Origin of the sequence: Parvibaculum lavamentivorans DS-1 (assembly GCF_000017565.1) — a bacterium.
In the GTDB taxonomy this organism is placed as follows: Bacteria; Pseudomonadota; Alphaproteobacteria; order Parvibaculales; family Parvibaculaceae; genus Parvibaculum; species Parvibaculum lavamentivorans.
In genome coordinates this window covers 1,528,071-1,548,291 of sequence record NC_009719.1, presented here as the reverse complement: position 1 = coordinate 1,548,291, position 20,221 = coordinate 1,528,071, and the positions used below count along the sequence as shown (strand labels likewise).

General features: G+C 62.3%; 18 protein-coding genes and 1 pseudogene. 7 read left to right on the top strand and 12 right to left on the bottom strand.

Annotation, left to right across the window (positions count from 1 at the left end):
• Window positions 1–8 precede the first annotated feature (8 nt).
• From dapF to PLAV_RS07165, 4 genes and pseudogenes are all read left to right on the top strand, one after another.
• Entirely contained in the window at window positions 9–890 is an 882-nt protein-coding gene (gene dapF / locus PLAV_RS07180; RefSeq protein WP_012110311.1) for a diaminopimelate epimerase, read from the top strand.
• Window positions 887–2,149, top strand: a complete 1,263-nt coding sequence (mtaB, locus tag PLAV_RS07175) for a tRNA (N(6)-L-threonylcarbamoyladenosine(37)-C(2))-methylthiotransferase MtaB (RefSeq protein ID WP_012110310.1) — start codon at window positions 887–889, stop codon at window positions 2,147–2,149. Before dapF ends, mtaB begins: the two co-directional genes overlap by 4 nt.
• 83 nt (window positions 2,150–2,232) lie before the next feature.
• A pseudogene (gene ftsY / locus PLAV_RS07170) lies at window positions 2,233–3,096 on the top strand (signal recognition particle-docking protein FtsY); the annotation flags it as partial.
• A 64-nt stretch (window positions 3,097–3,160) separates the two neighbouring features.
• A complete protein-coding gene (locus PLAV_RS07165; protein WP_012110308.1) occupies window positions 3,161–3,796 on the top strand; it encodes a septation protein A in 636 nt (211 codons plus the stop codon).
• A 3-nt stretch (window positions 3,797–3,799) separates the two neighbouring features.
• On the opposite strand, the gene PLAV_RS07160 is transcribed toward PLAV_RS07165, so the two are convergent.
• Together PLAV_RS07160 and PLAV_RS07155 are read right to left on the bottom strand one after the other, a co-directional pair.
• Complete coding sequence (locus tag PLAV_RS07160; protein WP_012110307.1) at window positions 3,800–5,449, bottom strand: MFS transporter; 1,650 nt, start codon at window positions 5,447–5,449, stop codon at window positions 3,800–3,802.
• A gap of 68 nt (window positions 5,450–5,517) precedes the next feature.
• Entirely contained in the window at window positions 5,518–6,120 is a 603-nt protein-coding gene (locus PLAV_RS07155) for an NUDIX hydrolase (RefSeq protein WP_245545245.1), read from the bottom strand.
• Window positions 6,121–6,501: 381 nt separating this feature from the next.
• Here PLAV_RS07155 and PLAV_RS07150 point away from each other — a divergent pair, with 381 nt between their 5' ends.
• Window positions 6,502–7,056, top strand: a complete 555-nt coding sequence (locus PLAV_RS07150) for a MarR family winged helix-turn-helix transcriptional regulator (protein ID WP_012110305.1) — start codon at window positions 6,502–6,504, stop codon at window positions 7,054–7,056.
• A gap of 21 nt (window positions 7,057–7,077) precedes the next feature.
• On the opposite strand, the gene PLAV_RS07145 is transcribed toward PLAV_RS07150, so the two are convergent.
• The 6 genes from PLAV_RS07145 to PLAV_RS07120 form a co-directional block, all read right to left on the bottom strand.
• Window positions 7,078–7,635, bottom strand: a complete 558-nt coding sequence (locus PLAV_RS07145; protein WP_012110304.1) for a DsbE family thiol:disulfide interchange protein — start codon at window positions 7,633–7,635, stop codon at window positions 7,078–7,080.
• Window positions 7,632–7,835: a heme exporter protein CcmD gene (gene ccmD, locus PLAV_RS07140; protein WP_012110303.1), complete on the bottom strand. Its 204-nt coding sequence runs from the start codon at window positions 7,833–7,835 to the stop codon at window positions 7,632–7,634. Before ccmD ends, PLAV_RS07145 begins: the two co-directional genes overlap by 4 nt.
• Window position 7,836: 1 nt before the next feature.
• On the bottom strand, window positions 7,837–8,604 hold the full coding sequence (locus PLAV_RS07135) for a heme ABC transporter permease (protein ID WP_012110302.1): 768 nt from the start codon (window positions 8,602–8,604) through the stop codon (window positions 7,837–7,839).
• Between the two features lie 83 nt (window positions 8,605–8,687).
• The gene (ccmB, locus tag PLAV_RS07130) at window positions 8,688–9,365 is read right to left on the bottom strand and encodes a heme exporter protein CcmB (protein WP_012110301.1); all 678 of its coding nucleotides are present in this window, start codon (window positions 9,363–9,365) and stop codon (window positions 8,688–8,690) included.
• A complete protein-coding gene (gene ccmA, locus PLAV_RS07125; protein ID WP_012110300.1) occupies window positions 9,362–10,003 on the bottom strand; it encodes a heme ABC exporter ATP-binding protein CcmA in 642 nt (213 codons plus the stop codon). Before ccmA ends, ccmB begins: the two co-directional genes overlap by 4 nt.
• A complete protein-coding gene (locus PLAV_RS07120) occupies window positions 9,990–10,793 on the bottom strand; it encodes a crotonase/enoyl-CoA hydratase family protein (RefSeq protein WP_012110299.1) in 804 nt (267 codons plus the stop codon). The genes ccmA and PLAV_RS07120 overlap by 14 nt, the downstream gene beginning before the upstream one ends.
• A 244-nt stretch (window positions 10,794–11,037) precedes the next feature.
• Between PLAV_RS07120 and acnA the strand changes: the two genes are divergently transcribed.
• Together acnA and PLAV_RS07110 are read left to right on the top strand one after the other, a co-directional pair.
• Window positions 11,038–14,325: an aconitate hydratase AcnA gene (gene acnA / locus PLAV_RS07115; RefSeq protein ID WP_083762520.1), complete on the top strand. Its 3,288-nt coding sequence runs from the start codon at window positions 11,038–11,040 to the stop codon at window positions 14,323–14,325.
• Window positions 14,326–14,462: 137 nt separating this feature from the next.
• Complete coding sequence (locus PLAV_RS07110; protein ID WP_012110297.1) at window positions 14,463–15,212, top strand: DUF1223 domain-containing protein; 750 nt, start codon at window positions 14,463–14,465, stop codon at window positions 15,210–15,212.
• Between the two features lie 3 nt (window positions 15,213–15,215).
• Here the strand turns inward: PLAV_RS07110 and PLAV_RS07105 are convergent, their stop codons facing one another.
• From PLAV_RS07105 to PLAV_RS07090, 4 genes are read right to left on the bottom strand one after another with little or no spacing between them, the layout of a single operon-like run.
• A complete protein-coding gene (locus tag PLAV_RS07105; protein WP_012110296.1) occupies window positions 15,216–16,334 on the bottom strand; it encodes a DUF4340 domain-containing protein in 1,119 nt (372 codons plus the stop codon).
• A gap of 3 nt (window positions 16,335–16,337) precedes the next feature.
• Window positions 16,338–18,278, bottom strand: coding sequence for a GldG family protein (locus tag PLAV_RS07100; RefSeq protein ID WP_012110295.1), 1,941 nt, complete (start codon window positions 18,276–18,278; stop codon window positions 16,338–16,340).
• A gap of 3 nt (window positions 18,279–18,281) precedes the next feature.
• Window positions 18,282–19,016, bottom strand: coding sequence for an ABC transporter permease subunit (locus tag PLAV_RS07095; RefSeq protein ID WP_012110294.1), 735 nt, complete (start codon window positions 19,014–19,016; stop codon window positions 18,282–18,284).
• The gene (locus PLAV_RS07090; RefSeq protein WP_245545244.1) at window positions 19,013–20,008 is read right to left on the bottom strand and encodes an ABC transporter ATP-binding protein; all 996 of its coding nucleotides are present in this window, start codon (window positions 20,006–20,008) and stop codon (window positions 19,013–19,015) included. Before PLAV_RS07090 ends, PLAV_RS07095 begins: the two co-directional genes overlap by 4 nt.
• Window positions 20,009–20,221 lie beyond the last annotated feature (213 nt).

Below are 20,221 nucleotides of genomic sequence, written 5' to 3'. Positions count from 1 at the left end.
CCGGCATCATGACCGGCATGACGCATCATTTCCTGAAGATGAACGGGCTCGGCAACGACTTTGTCGTGCTGGACCTGCGCCGTGAGCCCTTTGTGCTCACGGATGCGATCGCGCGCGCTATCGCCGACCGGGAAAAGGGCATCGGCTGCGACCAGCTCATCACCATCGAGCCTGCCCGCCAAGGCGGCGATGTCTTCATGGGTATCCGCAACCATGATGGCGGCACGGTGGAAGCCTGCGGCAACGCCGCGCGCTGCATCGGCAAGCTGATACTGGACGAGACGGGCAAGGACGCCGTCACCATCGAGACGCTGGCAGGCGACACGGTGGCGACGCGCGCGGAAGGCGACGAGATCACCGTCGACATGGGCGCGCCGCGCCTCGACTGGAACCAGATCCCGCTATCGGAAGAATTTCAGGATACCCGCGCCATCGAACTCGAGATCGGGCCGCTCGGCGCGCCGATCATGCATTCGCCGGGCGTCGTCAATGTCGGCAATCCGCATGCGGTCTTCTTCGTGGAAGATGTCGACGCGATCGACCTCGAACGCTCCGGCCCGATGCTCGAGCATCACCCGCTCTTTCCCGAACGCGCGAACATCTCGGTCGCGAAGGTTCTCTCGCCGACCCATATCCGCATCCGCACCTGGGAGCGAGGCGCAGGGCTGACGCGCGCCTGCGGCACCGCCGCCTGCGCGGCAACCGTCGCCGCAATCCGCCGCCGCAAGACGGAACGCAAGATCACCGTGACGCTGCCGGGCGGCGACCTCACCGTGGAATGGCTGCCGGACGACGAGAACGGCTATGGCCATGTGCTGATGACCGGGCCCGTCGCCTTCGACTATGAAGGCACGCTCGATCCGCGCCTGCTGACGGGAGCGGCGGCATGAAGAAGGGAACGGAAATTGTCACCTTCGGCTGCCGCCTCAATGCCTATGAATCCGAAGTCATGCGCGGCCACGCCGAAGCGGCCGGGCTCGACGGCGCCATCGTGTTCAATACCTGCGCGGTGACGGCGGAAGCCGAGCGCCAGGCGCGACAGGCGATCCGCAAGGCACGCCGCGAAAACCCGCAAGCCCGCATCATCGTCACCGGCTGCGCGGCACAGGTGAACCCGGATGCCTTTGCCGAAATGACCGAAGTCGATCTCGTGATCGGCAATGAGGAAAAGCTGCAGGCAGCAAGCTGGCAGCCCGCACTGGCGCTCCACACCAATGAGCGCGTGCGCGTAAACGACATCATGTCGGTGACGGAAACGGCGGGGCATCTCGTCGGCGGCCTCGAAGGACGCGCGCGCGCCTTCGTGCAGGTACAGAACGGCTGCGACCACCGCTGCACCTTCTGCATCATTCCTTATGGGCGGGGGCCTTCGCGCAGCGTGCCGGCCGGCGAAGTCGTCAATCAGGTGAGGACGCTTGTCGGTAACGGCTACCGCGAAGTCGTGCTGACCGGCGTCGACATGACGTCTTACGGCGGCGACCTGCCCGGACGCCCGAGCCTCGGCAATCTCGCACGGCGCATATTGAAGCTGGTGCCGGAACTCGAACGGCTGCGGCTTTCTTCGATCGACTCGATCGAAGCGGATGACGAGCTGATGCGGCTGATCGCGGAGGAGGAACGGCTGATGCCGCATCTCCATCTCTCGCTGCAATCGGGCGACGACATGATCCTGAAGCGCATGAAGCGCCGCCACCTGCGCGAGGACTCGATCCGCTTCTGCGAGGATGTGCGCAAGGCTCGCCCCGACATCATCTTCGGCGCGGATTTCATCGCCGGGTTCCCGACCGAGACGGACGAGATGTTCGAAAACACGATGCGGCTCGTCGACGAATGCGGGCTGACATGGTTGCATGTCTTTCCCTTCTCGCCCCGCCCGGGGACACCCGCCGCGAAGATGCCACAGGTTTCGCGCGAAATGGGCAAGGCCCGCGCCGAACGCCTGCGCATGAAGGGCGCGGAGCGCGTGCGCGCGCATCTCGAAAGCGGCCTCGGCGCGACAAGGCCCGTGCTGATGGAAACGCCGACGCTCGGCCGCACGCATCAGTTCACGCCGGTGCGCGTGACAGAAGCGGCGACGGCAGGCGAAATCCTGCCTCTTCGCCTTGCCGCGCATGACGGCCAGAGCTTTGAAGGGTTGAGAGCGGCGTGAGCGAAGGCGGCAGCGAAGCGGCGGAAAAGAAGAGATCCCTCTTTCAGCGCATGAAGGAGGGGCTGACCCGCTCGACCAAAAATCTGTCGGGCGGCATCACCGGCATCTTCACCAAGAAGAAGCTCGACCGGGCAACGCTCGATGAACTCGAAGAGCTGCTGATCGGTGCCGATCTCGGCCTCGATGCAGCGGCCGCCATTGCCGAAGCGGTCGGCAAGGATCGCTACGACAAGGAAGTGAGCCCGGAAGAAATCCGGAAGATCGTCGCGGATGAAATTGCCGAGGTCCTGAAGCCGGTCGAGAAGCCGCTCGAGATCGACGCCACGAAGAAGCCCTTCGTGATCCTGATGACGGGTGTCAACGGCGCCGGCAAGACGACGACCATCGGCAAGATCGGCGCGACGCTGAAGGCGGAGGGAAAGAGCGTGATGCTCGCCGCGGGCGATACATTCCGCGCCGCCGCCGTCGAACAATTGAAAGTCTGGGGGACAAGGATCGGCGCGCCGGTCTGCGCGACGAAGACGGGCGGCGACGCGGCGGGACTTGCCTATGAGGCGCTCGCCCGCGCGAAGGAAGAAGGCACCGACGTGTTGCTGATCGACACGGCCGGACGGCTCCAGAACAAGGCCGACCTGATGGCCGAACTGGAAAAGGTGATCCGCGTGATGCGGAAGCTCGATCCCGAAACGCCCCATGCGACGCTGCTCGTGCTCGACGCCACCACCGGCCAGAACGCGCTGAACCAGGTGGAAATTTTCGGCCAGGTCGCAGGCATCACCGGCCTCGTGATGACCAAGCTCGATGGCACGGCGCGCGGCGGCATTCTGGTCGCCATTGCGCGCAAGTTCGGCCTCCCCGTGCACATGATCGGTGTCGGCGAGGGGATCGACGACCTCCAGCCTTTCAGCGCCGAAGCCTACGCCCGGGCCATCACCGGCGCGAGTTGATCCACTGCCGGACACCATGCGTAAATAAACCGATCCCGAAATTCACGCGGAAGCAAAGAAGAGCATGACCGGAACCGACGCAGAAAAGACGCATGGCGGCATGTCGGCCTCGCAATGGGTCCGCATGGCTATCGAGCTCGGGCCGCTTGTCGTTTTCTTTCTGCTGAACGCACAATCCGACCGGTTCTTCGGCAACGAGGAAGCGCAGAACATCTTCTACGCGACCGGCGGCTTCATGGTCGCGACGGTGATTTCGCTCGGCTATTCCTATGCGCGCTTCCGGAAGGTGCCGACGATGCCGCTCGTCTCCGGCATCTTCATCATCATCTTCGGTGCGCTGACGCTCTGGCTTCAGGACGATGAATTCATCAAGCTGAAGCCAACCATCGTGAACGGCATCTTCGCAACCGCGCTTCTCGGCGCGGCCGTGATGGGCAAGCCGATCATGAAGCAGCTCTTCGACGGCGCCTTCAACCTGACCGACAAGGGCTGGATGGTGCTCACCGTGCGCTGGGGGCTTTTCTTTGTCTTTCTCGGCATCGTCAACGAGGTCGTCTGGCGCAATTTTTCCACCGACTTCTGGGTAAGCTTCAAGCTTTTCGGCGTGATGCCGCTGACAATGGTGTTCGGCCTGGCACAGATTTCGGTACTGACGAAGCACGCGCCCGCAAGCGAGGAACGCGGCTCCACCGCCGATTGATCCTCAGCCTTCTTCCGGATGCAGCGCCCTGTCTTTCGTTTCGGGCACGAAGATGAGCCCCACGACAAAGGTCATGGCGGCGATGGCGACCGGATACCAAAGACCTGAATAGAGGTTTCCCGTCGCCGCCACGATGGCGAAAGAGACCGTCGGCAGGAAGCCGCCGAACCAGCCATTGCCGATGTGATACGGAAGCGACATCGACGTATAGCGGATGCGCGTCGGGAAAAGCTCGACCAGCATCGCCGCGATCGGCCCATAGACCATCGTCACATAGAGAACGAGGATGAAGAGGATCAGCACCACCATCGGATAGTTGATGGCGGCGAGATCGGCCGCGAGCGGATAGCCGGCTTCCGTCAAGGCAAGCGTCAGCGCCGCAGCGAAAGCGGCGCGCGCCTCACCACCGGCGTCATCGCTGGCGTCAAATGATGGAACGGCGATAGAGCCTACCTCGATGCGCGTTTCCTCCCCTGCTCTGAGCTCCGCATTCGAATAGGGGATGCCACGTTTTGCGAGTTCGCTCTTTGCGACATCGCAGGGCGTGGTGAAGGCCGAGGTACCGACCGGATTGAACTGGAAGGAACAGGCGGCGCTGTCGGCCACGACGACGACGGGTGCCCTCTCCTGCGCGGCTTCCAGTGCGGGGTTGGCGTAGTGCGTGAGCGCGGAGAAGAGAGGGAAATAGGTCAACGCCGCAAGCAGGCAGCCCGCCAGAATGATCGGCTTGCGCCCGATCCTGTCAGACAAGGCACCGAAAATTACGAAGAAGGGAACGCCGACAAGCAGCGCACCGCCGATAAGGATGTTCGCTGTCTGGCTGTCGACCTTCAGCACCTGCGTCAGGAAGAAGAGCGCATAGAACTGCCCCGTATACCAGACGACGGCTTGTCCGGCTGTAAGGCCGACCAGGGCGATGATGACGATCTTGAGATTACCCCAGCGCGCGAAGGATTCCGTGAGCGGCGCCTTGGACAGCGTCCCTTCCGCCTTCATCCGCTGGAACAGCGGCGACTCGTTGAGACGGAGCCTTATCCAGACGGAAATGCCAAGCAGGACGATGGAAAGAAGGAACGGAATACGCCAGCCCCAGCTCTCGAAGCTCTCCTTGTCCATCGAAAGACGGCAACCGAGAATGACGAGAAGCGAAAGGAAGAGACCAAGCGTCGCTGTGGTCTGTATCCATGACGTATAGGCGCCGCGCTTCGCATGAGGCGCATGTTCCGCGACATAGATGGCCGCGCCGCCATATTCGCCGCCAAGTGCGAGGCCCTGCGCAAGCCGCAAGGCGATCAGGATAGCCGGCGCGGCAAAGCCGATGGTCTCGTAATTTGGCAGCAGACCGACGATGAAGGTCGCCACGCCCATGATGAGGATGGTGACCAGGAACGTGTATTTGCGACCCACAAGATCGCCGAGACGCCCAAAGACGATGGCGCCGAAGGGACGGACCGCAAAGCCGGCGGCAAAAGCAAGCAGCGCGAAGATGAAACCCGCCGTCGGATTGACGCCGGAGAAAAACTGCACGGAGATGATCGCCGCGAGCGAGCCGTACAAATAAAAGTCGTACCACTCGAACACCGTGCCGAGCGAAGAGGCGAAAATCACCCGCCGCTCTTCCGGCGTCATGCGCGCCGTCCTGTCTTCCGCCATTCCCGATCCTCCCCGATACTGCTTATGGCGAAAGAATGACGCTCCTGCCGCCGATTTGCCAGACTGCTTCAGACGCCTGCCGGCCGGCGGGGAAAAAGATTTCCATTTTCACCCTCCGGATTTGTAAAAGGTGCGATCGCGTCCTTGCCCATGGCTTCCCGGTGATGCATTAACGCCCAATAGACGCTCGGAAAGGCGAGCTCCTCCCACGGAATGTCTTTCCATTCGAACAGACCCGCCTCAAGCGTTTCTTCGCCCGCCGAGAAAGAGGGCTCCCTCAGCTCCGCCCTGTACATGATCTGCACCTGGGCAATTCGCGGAATATTGTAGATCGCCAGCACGTCGCGAAGAACGATCTCCGCATTCGCCTCCTCGCGCGCTTCGCGGCGGGCGCCCTCATCCGTGGTCTCACCCTGCTCCATGAAGCCGGCCGGAAGCGTCCAATAGCCGCGTCGCGGCTCGATTGCGCGGCGGCACAACAGGAACTTTCCGTCATGCGTAACCACCGAGCCGACCACAATTCTCGGGTTCACATAATTAATGAAGCCGCACCGGTCGCAGATATCGCGCTCCAGATTGTCTCCGGACGGGACACGGCGGGAGAATGCGAGCTCCGCTTCGGCCCCCTGCTCCTGCGGCTTCGGCATTTGCGGCGGCGTCTTTTCCGGCATTCGTTCCTCATGCTTACCATTATCTGAAATCGTCATTACTTACCTTGGTCCGCCTACGGAACTACATCCGGCCTCTGCAACACAGCATGCCATAGGGTAAAATTCTCCTGAAGAACATGCGTGGAACACCGCCAGCGCACCGACTGTCCGCGCACAGACCTATATGGAAGCTCGCTTTCTCTTCTTTTTCATGCACACGGCCTCTTGCGTGACAAGGGTCTGCGGGTGCATATGATGATAGAACGCCGCACAAGGCACGGCCACATAAACGCCTTGAACGCGAGCAAAGATATTTCTCCCCTCGCGGGAGACTGTCCGCAAGGACAAAGCCCCCAGTGTCGGACACCTGACGGTGCCTGAATAATCCAGAGGACAGAACAAATGGCAGCCAGAAAGCCAACCGGAAATTTTGATCTAGAAAGCTCGCTGAGCCATTTGCTGCGCCGCGCACAACAATTTGCCTATGATCAGTTCGTGCAGCAGATGGGCGACAGCGCGCTGACGCCGCGCCAGTTCATCGTACTCTTCGCGGTGGACGAGGAAGAAGGCCTGAGCCAGACCGATCTCGTGAACCGCACGGGCATCGACCGTTCGACGCTCGCCGACATGATCAGCCGCATGATCAAGAACGGCCTTCTTGCCCGCCGCCGCACGGCGGAAGACGCGCGCGCCAACGCCGTTCGCCTGACGGCGGCAGGACGCCGCGCGCTGAAAGGCGCGATGCCGAAGGCGATGGCAGCCGAGAAGGCGCTGCTCGATGTACTGCCGAAGTCCACGCAGGCCGATCTGATGAAAGGCCTGACGCAGTTGAACAACGCCATCGAAAGCCAGAAGACCGAGGACGCCGCGCCGAAGGCGCCGGCGAAGCGGGCGGCGGCAAAGCCTGCCCGCAAGACGGCGGCGAAAAAGCCGGCCGCACGCCGCAAGAAGGCCTGACATCACTGCTTGAGCGGCGCGTTATCTTTCGGGATGACGCGCCGTCTGCAGCGCCGGCAATATCTGGTCCGCCACGGCTTCAGGCGTCAGCGGACCGATATGCTTGAAGGCGATACGGCCATTGCCATCCACGACATAGGTTTCCGGTACGCCATAAACGCCCCATTCAATGGCGGCGCGGCCGGTATCGTCGCGTCCGATGCGGTCGAACGGATTGCCGAGTTCGGTGAGAAAGCGCCGCGCGGCAGCGGGATCGTCCTTGTAGTTGAGCCCGAACATGGGCACGCCCGCAATGCGGCGAAGTTCAACAAGAAGCGGCATCTCATCCCTGCAGGGCACGCACCAGGATGCCCAGACATTGACGATGACGGGAACGCCCTTGCCGAAATCGGCTGCTGCCACGCCGGGCAGATCGAGACCTTCGACGGGACGAAGATCAAAATCCGGCACATAGCGGCCGATCAGCGCGGATGGTACGCGCGACGGATCGCCGCGATAAATGGCGGTGAAGAACAACGCCGCCAGAACCAGAAAAATAACGACGGGGACGAGAGCGGCGAGACGGAAACGCGGGTTCACGGATTGCCCTCATCGCCAGGCTTGCGGGCGGCACGGCGGACGCGGCCGCCAGCTTCGTGCTCCAGCGCCTCGACGAGCCGGAGCTGCACCCGGTAGTCGCGTATGCTCTGGAATATCAGTAGACCGACTACGAGAAGTGCGATCCCGTAGGCGGACCAGATGAAAGCGGCATACCCGCCCATATGAAGAAATTCCGCCATATCAGCCCTCCGCTCCGGAAGCGGCCTGGGCGAGGCGCAGCGCACGGACGCGCCGGCGAAGAATTTCCGCCCGCATCCGCACCAGCAGCAACGTCACGAAGAGAGAAGTGAAGCCCAGCGCCATAAGCATCAGCGGCAGCAGCATGGCAGGCGCAATGGTGGGCCCTTCCATCCGGAAAACCGAAGCGGGCTGATGAAGCGTATTCCACCAGACGACCGAGTAACGGATGATCGGAATATTGATCGCTCCGACAAGCGCCAGAACGGCGGCGGCGCGTGCGGCGCGGACAGGTTCTTCTATCGTCGCCCAGAGCGCGATATAGCCGAGATAGAGAAAGAAGAGGATCAGAACGGATGTAAGCCGCGCATCCCACTCCCACCACGTTCCCCACATCGGCTGTCCCCAGAGCGAGCCGGTGACAAGCGCGAGAAAGGTGAAGGAGGCGCCGATCGGAGCCGCCGATTTGGCGCAGAGATCGGCGAGCGGGTGCCTGAAGATCAGCGCCACGGCGGATGCGGCGGCCATGATCGAATAGCCGAACATCGCGAGCCAGGCTGAAGGCACATGCACATACATGATCCTCACAGTCTCGCTCTGCTGGTAATCGGGCGGCGACGCAAAAAGGGCGAACCAGAGGCCTGCCGCGATCAAAAGCGCGGTCAGTACCCAAAGCGGCGCAAGCAGCTTGCCCGACAGCGCCATGAAGCGCGTCGGATTGGCATAGGCATGGAACCGCTGTGTGGCCGAAAGGCTGCTCATGCGCGCCATTTAGCGCGGCACTCGCGGCAAGGGCAAGCCACTCGGCCGGGCATTTTGCCACGGCGTCCGGGATGGAAGCCCGTTCACGCGGCTCATCTGAGATGGGCGCGGAGCGCGGCGGCGGCACCGACGGGCCCCAGCACGAAACTGCCAAGCGTGACCGCGCCCAGAAGCAACAGGCTCTGGGGCCCCGCCTCGCCCTCGAAACTCGCGGATGCCGAGCTGGCCGCGCCAACGCCGAAAATCAGCACCGGAATATAGAAAGGCAGCACCAGAAGCGAGGCAAGAAGCCCGCCCCGCCGGATCCCGACGGTCAGCGCGGCGCCTATGGCACCCAGAAAGCTCAAGGCGGGCGTACCGACAAGCATTGCAAGAAGAAGCTGGGGAAAGGCGTCTGCCGGCAGATTGAGGAGGAGCCCGAGCAGCGGGGCGGCCACCACAAGGGGGAGGCCCGTGGTGAGCCAATGTCCGAGCGCCTTCGCGACCGCCACAAGTTCAAGCGGCAGAGACCCCGTGGAGAGCAGATCGAGCGATCCATCCTCGAAATCGGCCTGGAAGAGCCGGTCGAGCGTTAACAGCGCCGCCAGCAGCAGCGCCACCCAGAGCATGCCGGGCGCTATGGCCGAGAGCAGCCCCTTTTCGGGACCGATGCCGAGCGGCACGATGGCGACAACGACCAGGAAGAAGAAGACGGCCATGCCTCCGCCGCCGCCAAGCCGGGCGGCGAGACGAAGATCGCGGAGGAGAAGCGCGAAAAAGGCCCGCATCATGCCGCCACCTCCGCGCCGAGATGCAGACGCGCCGCCGATGGGAGGCCAAGATCGAGATGGGTGGCCGCAACGATGATGCCGCCTGAAGCGAGATGCTGCTTCATCAGATGAAGAAGGCGTGAAATATTCGCCGTATCGAGCGCGACGGTCGGTTCGTCGAGAAGCCAGAGCGGACGCGGCGCCACCAGCATACGGGCAAGCGAGACGCGCCGCCGCTGGCCGGCCGAGAGATAGCCAACAGGCAGATCCGCGAGCGGGGTGAGAGCGAATGCCTCGAGCGCCGCCGAGACGGCGGCATCATCCGCACCGCCGAAATATTGCTTCCAGAAATGCAGTGTCTCCAGGACGCTCATGGACGGCTTCAGCGCATCGAGGTGGCCGACATAATGCGCCTGTTCGCCGATCGTGAGTTCGCTATCCCCACCTTCCAGCGCGATCGCGCTGTGATCGATTTCAAGCAGGCCCGCGATCTGACGCAACAGGCTCGACTTGCCCGCGCCGTTGGCGCCCGTCAGCACCAGGGCTTCGCCGCGCGCGACGCTGAATGTCAGCCCCTCGAAGACGAGCCGTCCGCCGCGGAGGCAGGCGAGGTCGCGGGCGGCGAGACGCGCGGGCGCAGGAAAATCAGATGTCGTCAAAGCGCCCGCCCCTGCCCTTGCCGGACGCGAAACGCGACGCGCCTTTGAGCGTCTCCCCCGACGCGAGCACCTTGCGGCCATGCTCGAACTCGTTGGCCAGCGCCCGGTCATAGGGCAGGTCCCATTGCTCATAGGCCGACATGCGGTCATGCCTGAGGCAGAGCTGGGGGAACCTGGAAATCTCCAGCGCCAGCTTCTCCGCTTCCTCGCGCCCCTTGCCCTTCGCCGCAACACGATTGGCGAGGCCGATGGCAAGCGCCTCCTCGGCATTGACGGGACGCCCTGTCAGAATGAGATCCATCGCGCGCGCGTGGCCGATGAGACGCGGCAGGCGAACAGTTCCGCCATCGATCAACGGTACGCCCCAGCGACGGCAAAAGACGCCCATGATCGCGTCTTCTTCCATCACGCGCATATCGCACCAGAGCGCGAGTTCGAGACCGCCGGCAACAGCATGCCCGGTAATCGCGCCGATCACCGGCTTGTTGAGAATCATTCGCGACGGACCCATCGGACCATCGCCGGCGAGGCGCGTGAAATCGGCGCCGGTTGCGGGGGGCACGGAGCGATTGCCCTTGCCGCCGGCAACGGCCTTCAGGTCCGCTCCCGCGCAGAAAGCGCCTTCCGCACCGCAGAAGACGGCGACCAGAGCATTCTCATCTTCTTCGAATGCGAGAAACGCGTCGACAAGGGCTGTGGCCGCCGCGCGATCCACGGCGTTCTTCACCTCGGGCCGGTTCAGGATGACGGTGGTCACCGGACCCTTTTTCTCGACAAGAACCTCCGCCATCGACTTTCCTCCCCGCATTCTTTCAAAGCTGATTATCACGGCCGCGCGTTCCGGCGAAGCATGGTCAATCACGGCGAAAGACATTATAGTCCGCCGCGACAAGCATATAGGTTCCAGGCTTAGAAGCGGCGGCGAAATCGGACTTTGACGCGCGTGCGTCTCCAGCGCGCGGACGACACCGCAACCTCCGTCACATCCCGTCTCCGACAGGCCCGGACCGCGCATCATTCGAGGACCAAGAGAGATGGCGAAGAAGGCTCCGGCTAAATCCCCCAAGACGAAAGCCAAGAAGAAACCGGCCGCCAAGAAGGCAGCCCCCAAAAAGGCCGCACCGGCAAAGGCTGCAAAGAAATCCGTAAAGAAGACGGCGCCGAAAAAGGCCGTTGCCAAGAAGGCCGCGCCGAAGAAGGCGATAAAGAAGACGGCGAAAGCGAAACCTGCGGCAAAGAAGGCCGTACGGAAAGCAGCGCCGAAAAAGCCGGCAGCAAAAAAGGCTGCGCCGAAAAAGGCCGCGCCGAAGAAAGCCGCGAAGAAGGCTGTGAAAACCGCCCGCCGCGCTGTGAAGAAGGCAACACCTGCCGCGAAGAAACCCGCGCTGAAAGCGAAGCGCACGGCGAAGAAGGCCGTGAAGGCAGCAACGCCGCGCAAGACCGTCGCGAAAAAGCCTGCCGGCAAGACAGCCGCCAAAAAGACGGCGCCCAAAAAAGCCGCCCCGGCGAAAGCGCCGGTGAAGAAAGCGGCACCGAAGAAGACAGCCGCGAAGACGAAAGCTCCTGCGAAGAAGCCGGTTGTCGCCAAAGCCGCGCCAAAAAAGGCTGCACCGAAAAAGGCCGCTGTAAAAAAGGCCTCGTCAGCCAAAGATCACGGCAGCTTCGGCGCACGGCGGACACTGAAAGTCGGCAAGCGCAGCTATACCTATTTCAGCTTGCCCGACGCAGAGAAGAAAGGCCTCGACGGCATCTCGCGTCTGCCCTTCTCGTTGAAGGTGCTGCTTGAAAATCTGCTGCGCTTCGAGGATGGACGCACCGTCTCCGCGGACGACATCCGCGCCGTGAAGACATGGCTCGAGACGCGCACCTCCGACCGCGAAATCGCCTATCGCCCGGCACGCGTGCTGATGCAGGACTTCACCGGCGTTCCCGCCGTGGTCGACCTCGCCGCCATGCGCGACGCCGTGAAGGGGCTCGGCGGCAATCCGAAGAAGATCAATCCGCTCGTGCCCGTCGACCTCGTGATCGACCACTCGGTGATGGTCGACAAATTCGGCACGCCGACCTCCTTCAAGGAGAACGTGGACATCGAGTATCAGCGTAACCGCGAGCGCTACGAATTCCTGCGCTGGGGTGCGAAGGCATTCGACAATTTCCGCGTCGTGCCGCCGGGAACGGGCATCTGCCACCAGGTAAACCTCGAATATCTCGCCCAGACCGTCTGGACGAAGACGGAAGGCAAGGAAGAGATCGCCTATCCCGACACCTGCGTCGGTACCGACAGCCACACCACGATGGTGAACGGCCTTGCGGTGCTCGGCTGGGGCGTCGGCGGCATCGAGGCGGAAGCAGCCATGCTCGGCCAGCCCGTTTCCATGCTCATTCCCGAAGTCATCGGGTTCCGCCTCACCGGCAAGCTCAACGAAGGCGTGACGGCGACCGACATGGTGCTGACCGTCACCGAGATGCTCCGCAAGAAGGGCGTGGTCGGCAAGTTCGTCGAATATTTCGGCAACGGGCTGGACAATCTCGCGCTTGAAGATCGTGCCACGATTGCGAACATGGCACCGGAATATGGCGCCACTTGCGGCTTCTTCCCGATCGACAATGAGACCCTGAAATATCTGCGGGCAACCGGCCGCTCGGAAGAGCGCGTCGCGCTCGTCGAAGCCTATGCCAAGGCGCAGGGCATGTTCCGCGAAAAGGGCATGCCGGATCCGGTCTTCACGGATACGCTCGAACTCGATCTCGGCAGTGTCGTACCGAGCCTCGCCGGTCCGAAGCGTCCCCAGGACCGCGTCGCGCTCACCGATGTGAAGACAAACTTCCATGGCGCGCTCGAAGGCGAATTCGGCAAGCCCGGTCAGGCTTCGAGGCGTGTTCCCGTCGAAGGGCAGGATTACGATCTCGGTCACGGCGATGTCGTGATCGCCGCCATCACATCCTGCACCAACACCTCGAACCCGAGCGTGCTGATCGCGGCCGGCCTCGTGGCGCGCAACGCGCGCGCCAAGGGGCTCAAGGTGAAGCCGTGGGTAAAGACCTCGCTCGCCCCCGGCTCGCAGGTCGTGACCGACTACCTCAACAAGTCCGGCCTGCAGGACGATCTCGACGCCATGGGCTTCGATCTCGTCGGTTATGGCTGCACGACCTGCATCGGCAATTCCGGTCCGCTGCCGACCGAAATCAGCCAGGCGATCAACGCCAACGATCTCGTTGCCTCCGCGGTGCTTTCGGGCAACCGTAACTTCGAAGGCCGCGTATCGCCGGACGTGAAGGCGAACTACCTCGCCTCGCCGCCGCTCGTTGTCGCCTATGCGCTGGCGGGCTCGACACAGATCGACCTCACCACCGAACCGCTCGGCACCGGCAGCGACGGTCAACCGGTCTATCTGAAGGACATCTGGCCGACTTCCAAAGACGTCGCCGCCACGGTGCGGTCTTGCGTGACTCCGGAAATGTTCCGCACCCGCTATGCCAACGTCTTCGACGGCGATGCCCACTGGCAGAGCATCAAGGTGACAGGCGGCCTAACCTACGACTGGGACGGCGGCAGCACCTATGTGCAGAACCCGCCCTACTTCGTGGGCCTGCAGAAGACACCGGGCGAACTTTCCGACGTGAAGGACGCCCGCATCCTCGGCCTCTTCGCGGATTCGATCACGACCGATCACATCTCGCCCGCTGGCAACATCAAGGCGCAGAGCCCTGCCGGTTCCTACCTGAATTCCAAGCAGGTGGGCGCCCAGGACTTCAACTCCTATGGCGCACGCCGCGGCAACCACGAAGTGATGATGCGCGGCACCTTCGCCAACATCCGCATCAAGAACCAGATGCTGAAAGGTATCGAAGGCGGCGTGACGAAGCTGCAACCGGACGGCACGCAGATGCCGATCTACGATGCCGCGATGGAATACAAAAGGCGCGGTGTGCCGCTGGTGATCTTCGCCGGCAAGGAATACGGCACCGGCTCCAGCCGCGACTGGGCGGCCAAGGGCACGATGCTGCTCGGCGTCAAGGCCGTGGTCGCACAGAGCTTCGAGCGTATTCACCGCTCGAACCTGGTCGGCATGGGCGTTGCCCCGCTGCAGTTCCTCAACGATATGAGCTGGCAGTCGCTGGGCCTCGACGGATCGGAAACGGTCTCGATCGAAGGCCTCGCAAATGTGAAGCCCCGCACCAAGGTAAACGCAGTGATTACGTTTGCCGATGGCACGAAGCAGTCGATAGAGCTTCTCTGCCGCATCGATACGCAGGATGAAGTCGACTACTACGAGAATGGCGGCATCCTGCCTTACGTGCTGCGGAGCCTCGCTGCGTAAGCAAAAAGCCACGATCGCGGAAAAGGGCGTCCCTCGGGACGCCCTTTTTCTTTACCACCCCAAGCCGCAATCACCCTAACGTGACTCGCCCCTGCACCCGGCTGGACCTATCCTTTTGCGGGAGGAGAACCGGAGCCATGCGCGTGCGACGCATCGAATTTTCCACCAAAGTATTGATCGCCGGATTGTTGATTGCCGTTGCGGCGGCAACCTCGTCCGCCGTCTGCGCGGCGACACGGCCCGTCGTCGTGGAGCTTTTCACAAGCCAAGGCTGTTCGTCCTGCCCGAAAGCCGACGCCTATCTGCGCGAACTCGCGACGCGCGAAAATGTGATCGCGCTTTCCTTCAATGTCGACTACTGGGATTATCTCGGCTGGAAAGACACACTGGCCAGTCCCGCCTTCACAAGGCGCCAGCGCGCTTATGCGCACCGCCTTGGTCTTTCCGGCGTCTACACGCCGCAGATCGTCGTCAATGGCGTTGCGGAGGATGTGGGCAGCCATCGCGATGAGATCGAGGCGGCCATTGCCGGGCAGGCATCCGGTGACGCCGGCGTCGGCATGGCTTTCGTAGAAGAAGATGGCTCGCTGATGCTGAATGTCGAAAGCGGCGACGCACCCGAAAAGCCGGCAACGCTTTGGCTTGTAAGATATGCCGCCGAGGAAGCAGTCAATATTCGCCGCGGTGAAAACCGGAGCCGCACCATCACCTACGCACATGCTGTGCGTGAATTGACGCCGGTCGGCATGTGGGATGGCAACGCGCTCAGCCTCAAGCTTCCGAAAAGCGACCTGCTGACAAAGGGCCTGGAAGGCTGCGTTGCGCTCCTTCAGGCTGGCGAAGGCGGGCCGATTCTCGGCGCCGCCCGGATCGACCTTTTGCAGTGACGCTTACTCGAAATCGGCGGGACCGGCTTCCCGGGTCACGATATCCATAGTCTGTGTGAGCTGACTGCTGACATCCTGCGGCAGCTTGTAGACCCATGGGCCGAGCCGTGCGTTCAGCGCAGCGGCGCGGGCTTCCGCCTTGCTCGCATCGGCGCCATCCGGTAGCAGCGCAGCATCGGCCGCCGCAGAGAATCTGGCCCACAAGGCGCCACCCTGACCACCCATGCGCATGGTGAGCTTAACGCCATCGAATGTTTCGACAACAACCTGAGGTGCCGTTTCGGGGAAGTCGAGCGTGTCGGCGGGCGCAACATCGTCAAAGCCCGAATCGAGCAGCGCCGTGGCAACGCGATTGACCACCGGGGCGCCCCGCGTGACGCGGCCTTCCGGCACATTCTCAATGGCGAAGTTCGCTTCTTCCGGACTTCCGCGCGACATGATCACAGGGCGATCAGTGTCAGCCCAAAGCGTGACACGGGCGACATCCTCCCGAGGGATATCGACGAAAGTGGGATCGAGCCATTCCGAAACCGTCTTGAGAAGCGGCAACCGGCCGCGCGCAAGCCATGTCTGGTCCTCGCCGTCGCGACGCACATAAATGACGCCTTCGCCTTTCACATCCACCGCGCGCTCCGGCACCTTGCCGACAAGAACACCGGCAAGCCGCTCGTCATTGCCGCTGAAAAATTCGACACGCACTGCCGAACCGATATCTTCAGGCGCAAGCAGGCCGAGATTGCGATGCCATTCGGGATTGGCCGTCCGCGGCTCATAGGCCTCCATCTCGCCGACGCCAAGCAGCGTCTTTTTGACGAGCTCGGGATTGACGGGATAGCCGCTCCGCGATTCCGCGCCCCAGGCCCCGTCTTCACCGCGGAGCATGACGATTTTCACTTCGCCGCTAAGCCCCCGGCTCGCCGTGTAGACGATCCGGTCGACGCGATCGAGCTTCGAGTCCAGGCCCTCGAAAAGAGGGTGAGGAACGAAGCTCGTGCGAACGCTGCTGCGGTCTGTTGCAACGGCGACAATCGCGGCAATCACCACGATGATGGTTATGGCCGCAAGAAGCGCCAGATTGCGCAGCGGCTTGTTCTCCCGAAGGGTCTGCAGAGAAGCTGCCATGGCTTACGCTCCCTTCTCGACGCGCGCCTTGCGACGGCGGTAACGCAGGAAGGCCGCACCGAGCGCGAGGATTGCGAGCACGATCGGCACAAGGGCGATGTTGACGAAACGCAACTGCCCGCCAAGATTCTCGACATCGCGCCGAAGATCGCGCTGCACATCGCGAAGCCTTTTGCGGCTCTCGAGAAGCTCGGCACGGAACTTCCGCATCTCTGCATCTTCATCGATGGCCGGGCCGCCCGGCGCCGCCGAGCCTCTGGTCTGAAGCTCCACAAGGCTTCGTTCCGTCTCGGCAATCTTCTTTTCGAGGATATCCTGTTCGGCCAGGAACCGTCTCTCCGCTGTCCGGCGCAAGTCCTCGACGACGACAAAAGGCCTGTCGATCTTGCTGCGCGCGCGGAGCGAAATGAGCTCATTCGAGCCCATCAGATTGTCGATGGCGGACATGATGAACACCGCATTATCCGCGATCGGCTGCGCCACGCGCTCGCCGAGATAGGATTCCGTCTGCACCCAGAAACGGTCGTCGAAAATATCGCTATCGGCGAAGACGATGATGTTCGCATCGCTCTGCGACTGGGCAATATAAGGGCCGGCTTTTTCCTGCGACTTGCGCGGCGAGACACCGCCCGGCTGCGCGACCGGCGCTTCGCTGGGCGGCCCGTCAAACGCACTTTTCACCGGCCCGGAGATGCGCGCCGCGATGACGTAGCGTTCCTCGGTGGGTGTAAAATTCCGCAATAGATCGTCTGGTCTCGGCCCCTTTTTCACGTCCTCGATGTCGTAGAGCTGCGAATCTTCCGTCGACGTGACGAGCGGCGAGAAGGTCGTGGTTGCGCCCTCCGCCTGTGCGAGCGCACCGACTGTACCGAGATTGAGGCGCGAGACGTCGGCCGTTACCAGGTCGTCCGTGTCTACATTCTCGCGCGGCACGGCGAGCCAGATCACATAGTCGCTTTCCTGGCGCCTTGCATCGAGCCCGGTGCGGACGCGTTGTGCGATTTGCCGGTCGCCCACGACCTTCGTCGGGTCGTAATCGATGCCCCAGCTTTCAAGCAGAGGTCCAAGATCCGATGCTTCCGTATACCCGGGGATCGGCTCGCCGTTCGGGCCCGCCGTCAGGCTCACTTCCGAATGAGGGTCGACGAAGGCAAGCACGTGGCCGCCGCGCATGACGAACTGGTCGATTGCATAAAGCGTCGGCTCATCGAGCGGACGCGGATGCGCGATCATCAGCACATCGACCTTGGCCGGCACAGCCTGGAATTGCTGCTCCAGGAATTCGATCTCAAAACGGTCCTGCAGCTCGTCATAAATCATGAAGGGCAGCGACTCGCCGCGCATGGCGGACATCAGCCCGCCCACACCGGTATCGAGCGGCAGGTTCGTGACGATGCCAAGTACCGGGCGTGACGGACGGCTGAGGTTCTGGATCATCCGCGCGACATCATACTCAAGATACTGCTCGCGCTCATCGGTGAAGAAAGGGATCGCTTCAAGCCCATCGACGGAATTCGTGCCGACCAGGCCGAAATAGACAACATCTCCGCTCGCCGTTGGCGCGCCCTTGAGGCCGAAGGACATGGCGAGATCCTCCTCCTCGGAGAAGGCTTCCGGGTCGATGACTTCGAGACGGACGTTCCCGCCCGACCGCGCGCGAATTTCTTCCAGCAGATCGCGAACATGGCTCGCATAGGTGCGGATGCGCGCATAGTCGTTGGCAAGTTTCTCCGAGTAGAAGAAGCGCAGCGTGATCGGTTCCTCTATCGAGGAGACAACCTCATCCGTTCCATCCGACAGGGTGTAGAGGTTGTTTTGCGTGAGATCGACCCGCGCAGACCGGAAGACAATGTTGGAGAACAGATTGACGGCAAGGAACAGAACCGCCAACAGCACCAGTGTGATGATGCCGTAGGCCGAACGGCTGATCTGCTGGTTCGCCATGAATCACCCGGCCTTCTTCATGTCGACGACGATCCCGCAGGCGATAAGCCACGTGCCGATCAGCGTGACGAAATAGATTACATCGCGAAGGTCGATGACGCCGCGCTTGATGGCATCGAAATGCGTGAGGAAGGAGAACGAGGCAATCGTGTTGAGAACCTGTTGCGGCGCCCAGCCCGAGAAGAAATCAATCACGATCGGAAGACCGGAAACCGTGAAGAGGAAGCAAACTGCGACGCTGACGACGAACGCGATAACCTGATTGCGCGTGACGGCGGAGAGGCACGAACCGATGGCAAGATAGCCGCCCGCCATGAAGAAGCTGCCGAGATAGCCCGCAACAATCACGCCATTATCCGGATCGCCGAGATAATTGACGGTCAGCCACATCGGAAAGGTGAGCGCGAGTGCAATCCCCGAAAAGACCCATGCTGCAAGAAACTTTCCCAGCACCGCCGCCCAGAGAGGAATAGGCAGCGACAGCAGCAACTCGATCGAACCTGTGCGGCGTTCTTCCGCCCAGAGGCGCATGGAGATAGCGGGCAGCAGAAAGAGATAAAGCCAGGGATGAAAGTTGAAGAAGATCGTGAGATCCGCCTGCCCGCTCTCGTAATAGCCGCCGAGATAGAATGTGAAGGCGCCCATCGTGAAGAGAAAGATCACGATGAAGATGAAAGCGAGCGGCGTCGCGAAATAGCCGCCCAGCTCGCGGCGGAACACGGCAAGGAGTTCGTTCATGCCGCGTCCTTTTCTTCTGGCCTTGCATCGGAGCGGGTGAGGCTGCGGAACACCTCGTCGAGACGGCCAGGCTCGCCGTAAAGGGCGCGCACCGGCCAGTTTTCCTCGCGCGCGAGCCGCGCCACCGCATCGACCAGCAGCGTGTCGCTCTCACGCGCCTGCGCGGGGAAAAGCGTGAAGGTTGTTTCTTCGCCCCGTGGCGCGACTTCAATGCTCGCAATACCGGGAAGACTGCGCAGTTTCTCCGCCGTCGCCACCGTGGTCTGCCCGCCAAGCGTGAGGGACACTGCATTGTGATACCGCGAGCGCGCCATGAGGGCCGCCGGTGTCCCGTCCGCAACAATCTGCCCGTGGTCGATGATGAGTGCGCGCGTGCAGATTGCATCGACCTCTTCGAGGATATGCGTCGAGATGACGATTGCCTTTTCCGCGGCCATGCGTCCGATCAGCTTGCGTACTTCGAATTTTTGATTGGGATCGAGCCCGTCGGTCGGTTCGTCCATGATGAGAACGGGCGGATTGTGAAGGATCGACTGCGCGAGGCCGACACGGCGGCGGAAACCCTTCGACAAGGTATCGATCGGCTGATCGAGGACGGAAGAAAGCTCCGTCGCTTCAACAGCACGGTCGACGGCCTTACCCGCTTCGGCGGCGGAAAGCCGGCGTACGCGAGCGATAAACGTGAGGAAGCCGCGCGGCGTCATGTCGCCATAGGCAGGCGCACCTTCCGGCAGATAGCCGATCAGGCGCTGCGCGGCGAGGGTGGACGCGACGACATCATGCCCGCAGACGCGCGCGGAGCCGGCACTCGGCGCAAGAAAGCCGGTGATCATCTTCATCGTTGTGGATTTGCCGGCGCCATTCGGGCCGAGAAAGCCGAGCACTTCGCCGCGTGCGACCGAAAAGCTGATGCGGTCGACGGCGGTGAAAGGACCGAATTGCTTGGTGAGGCCGTCGATGACGATCATCGGCTCACCTGGCGCCATATCCATGTCAGACCGGTTTATGATGCTTCTCCCCGGAACGCCGCCTTTTGATGCCGGCCGCTGTTCCTTTTTCTCCCCCGCGCCTCTCCCCAGGACGGGAAGCTTGTGTAGGACAGCACGCCAACCCCTTCAAGTGAAAGATGTTTCATTTTCCCGGACGGACGGCGCCCAAAACAGAAGCCGCCCGGGAGGGGGGATTCCCGGGCGGCTGGAGCTGTC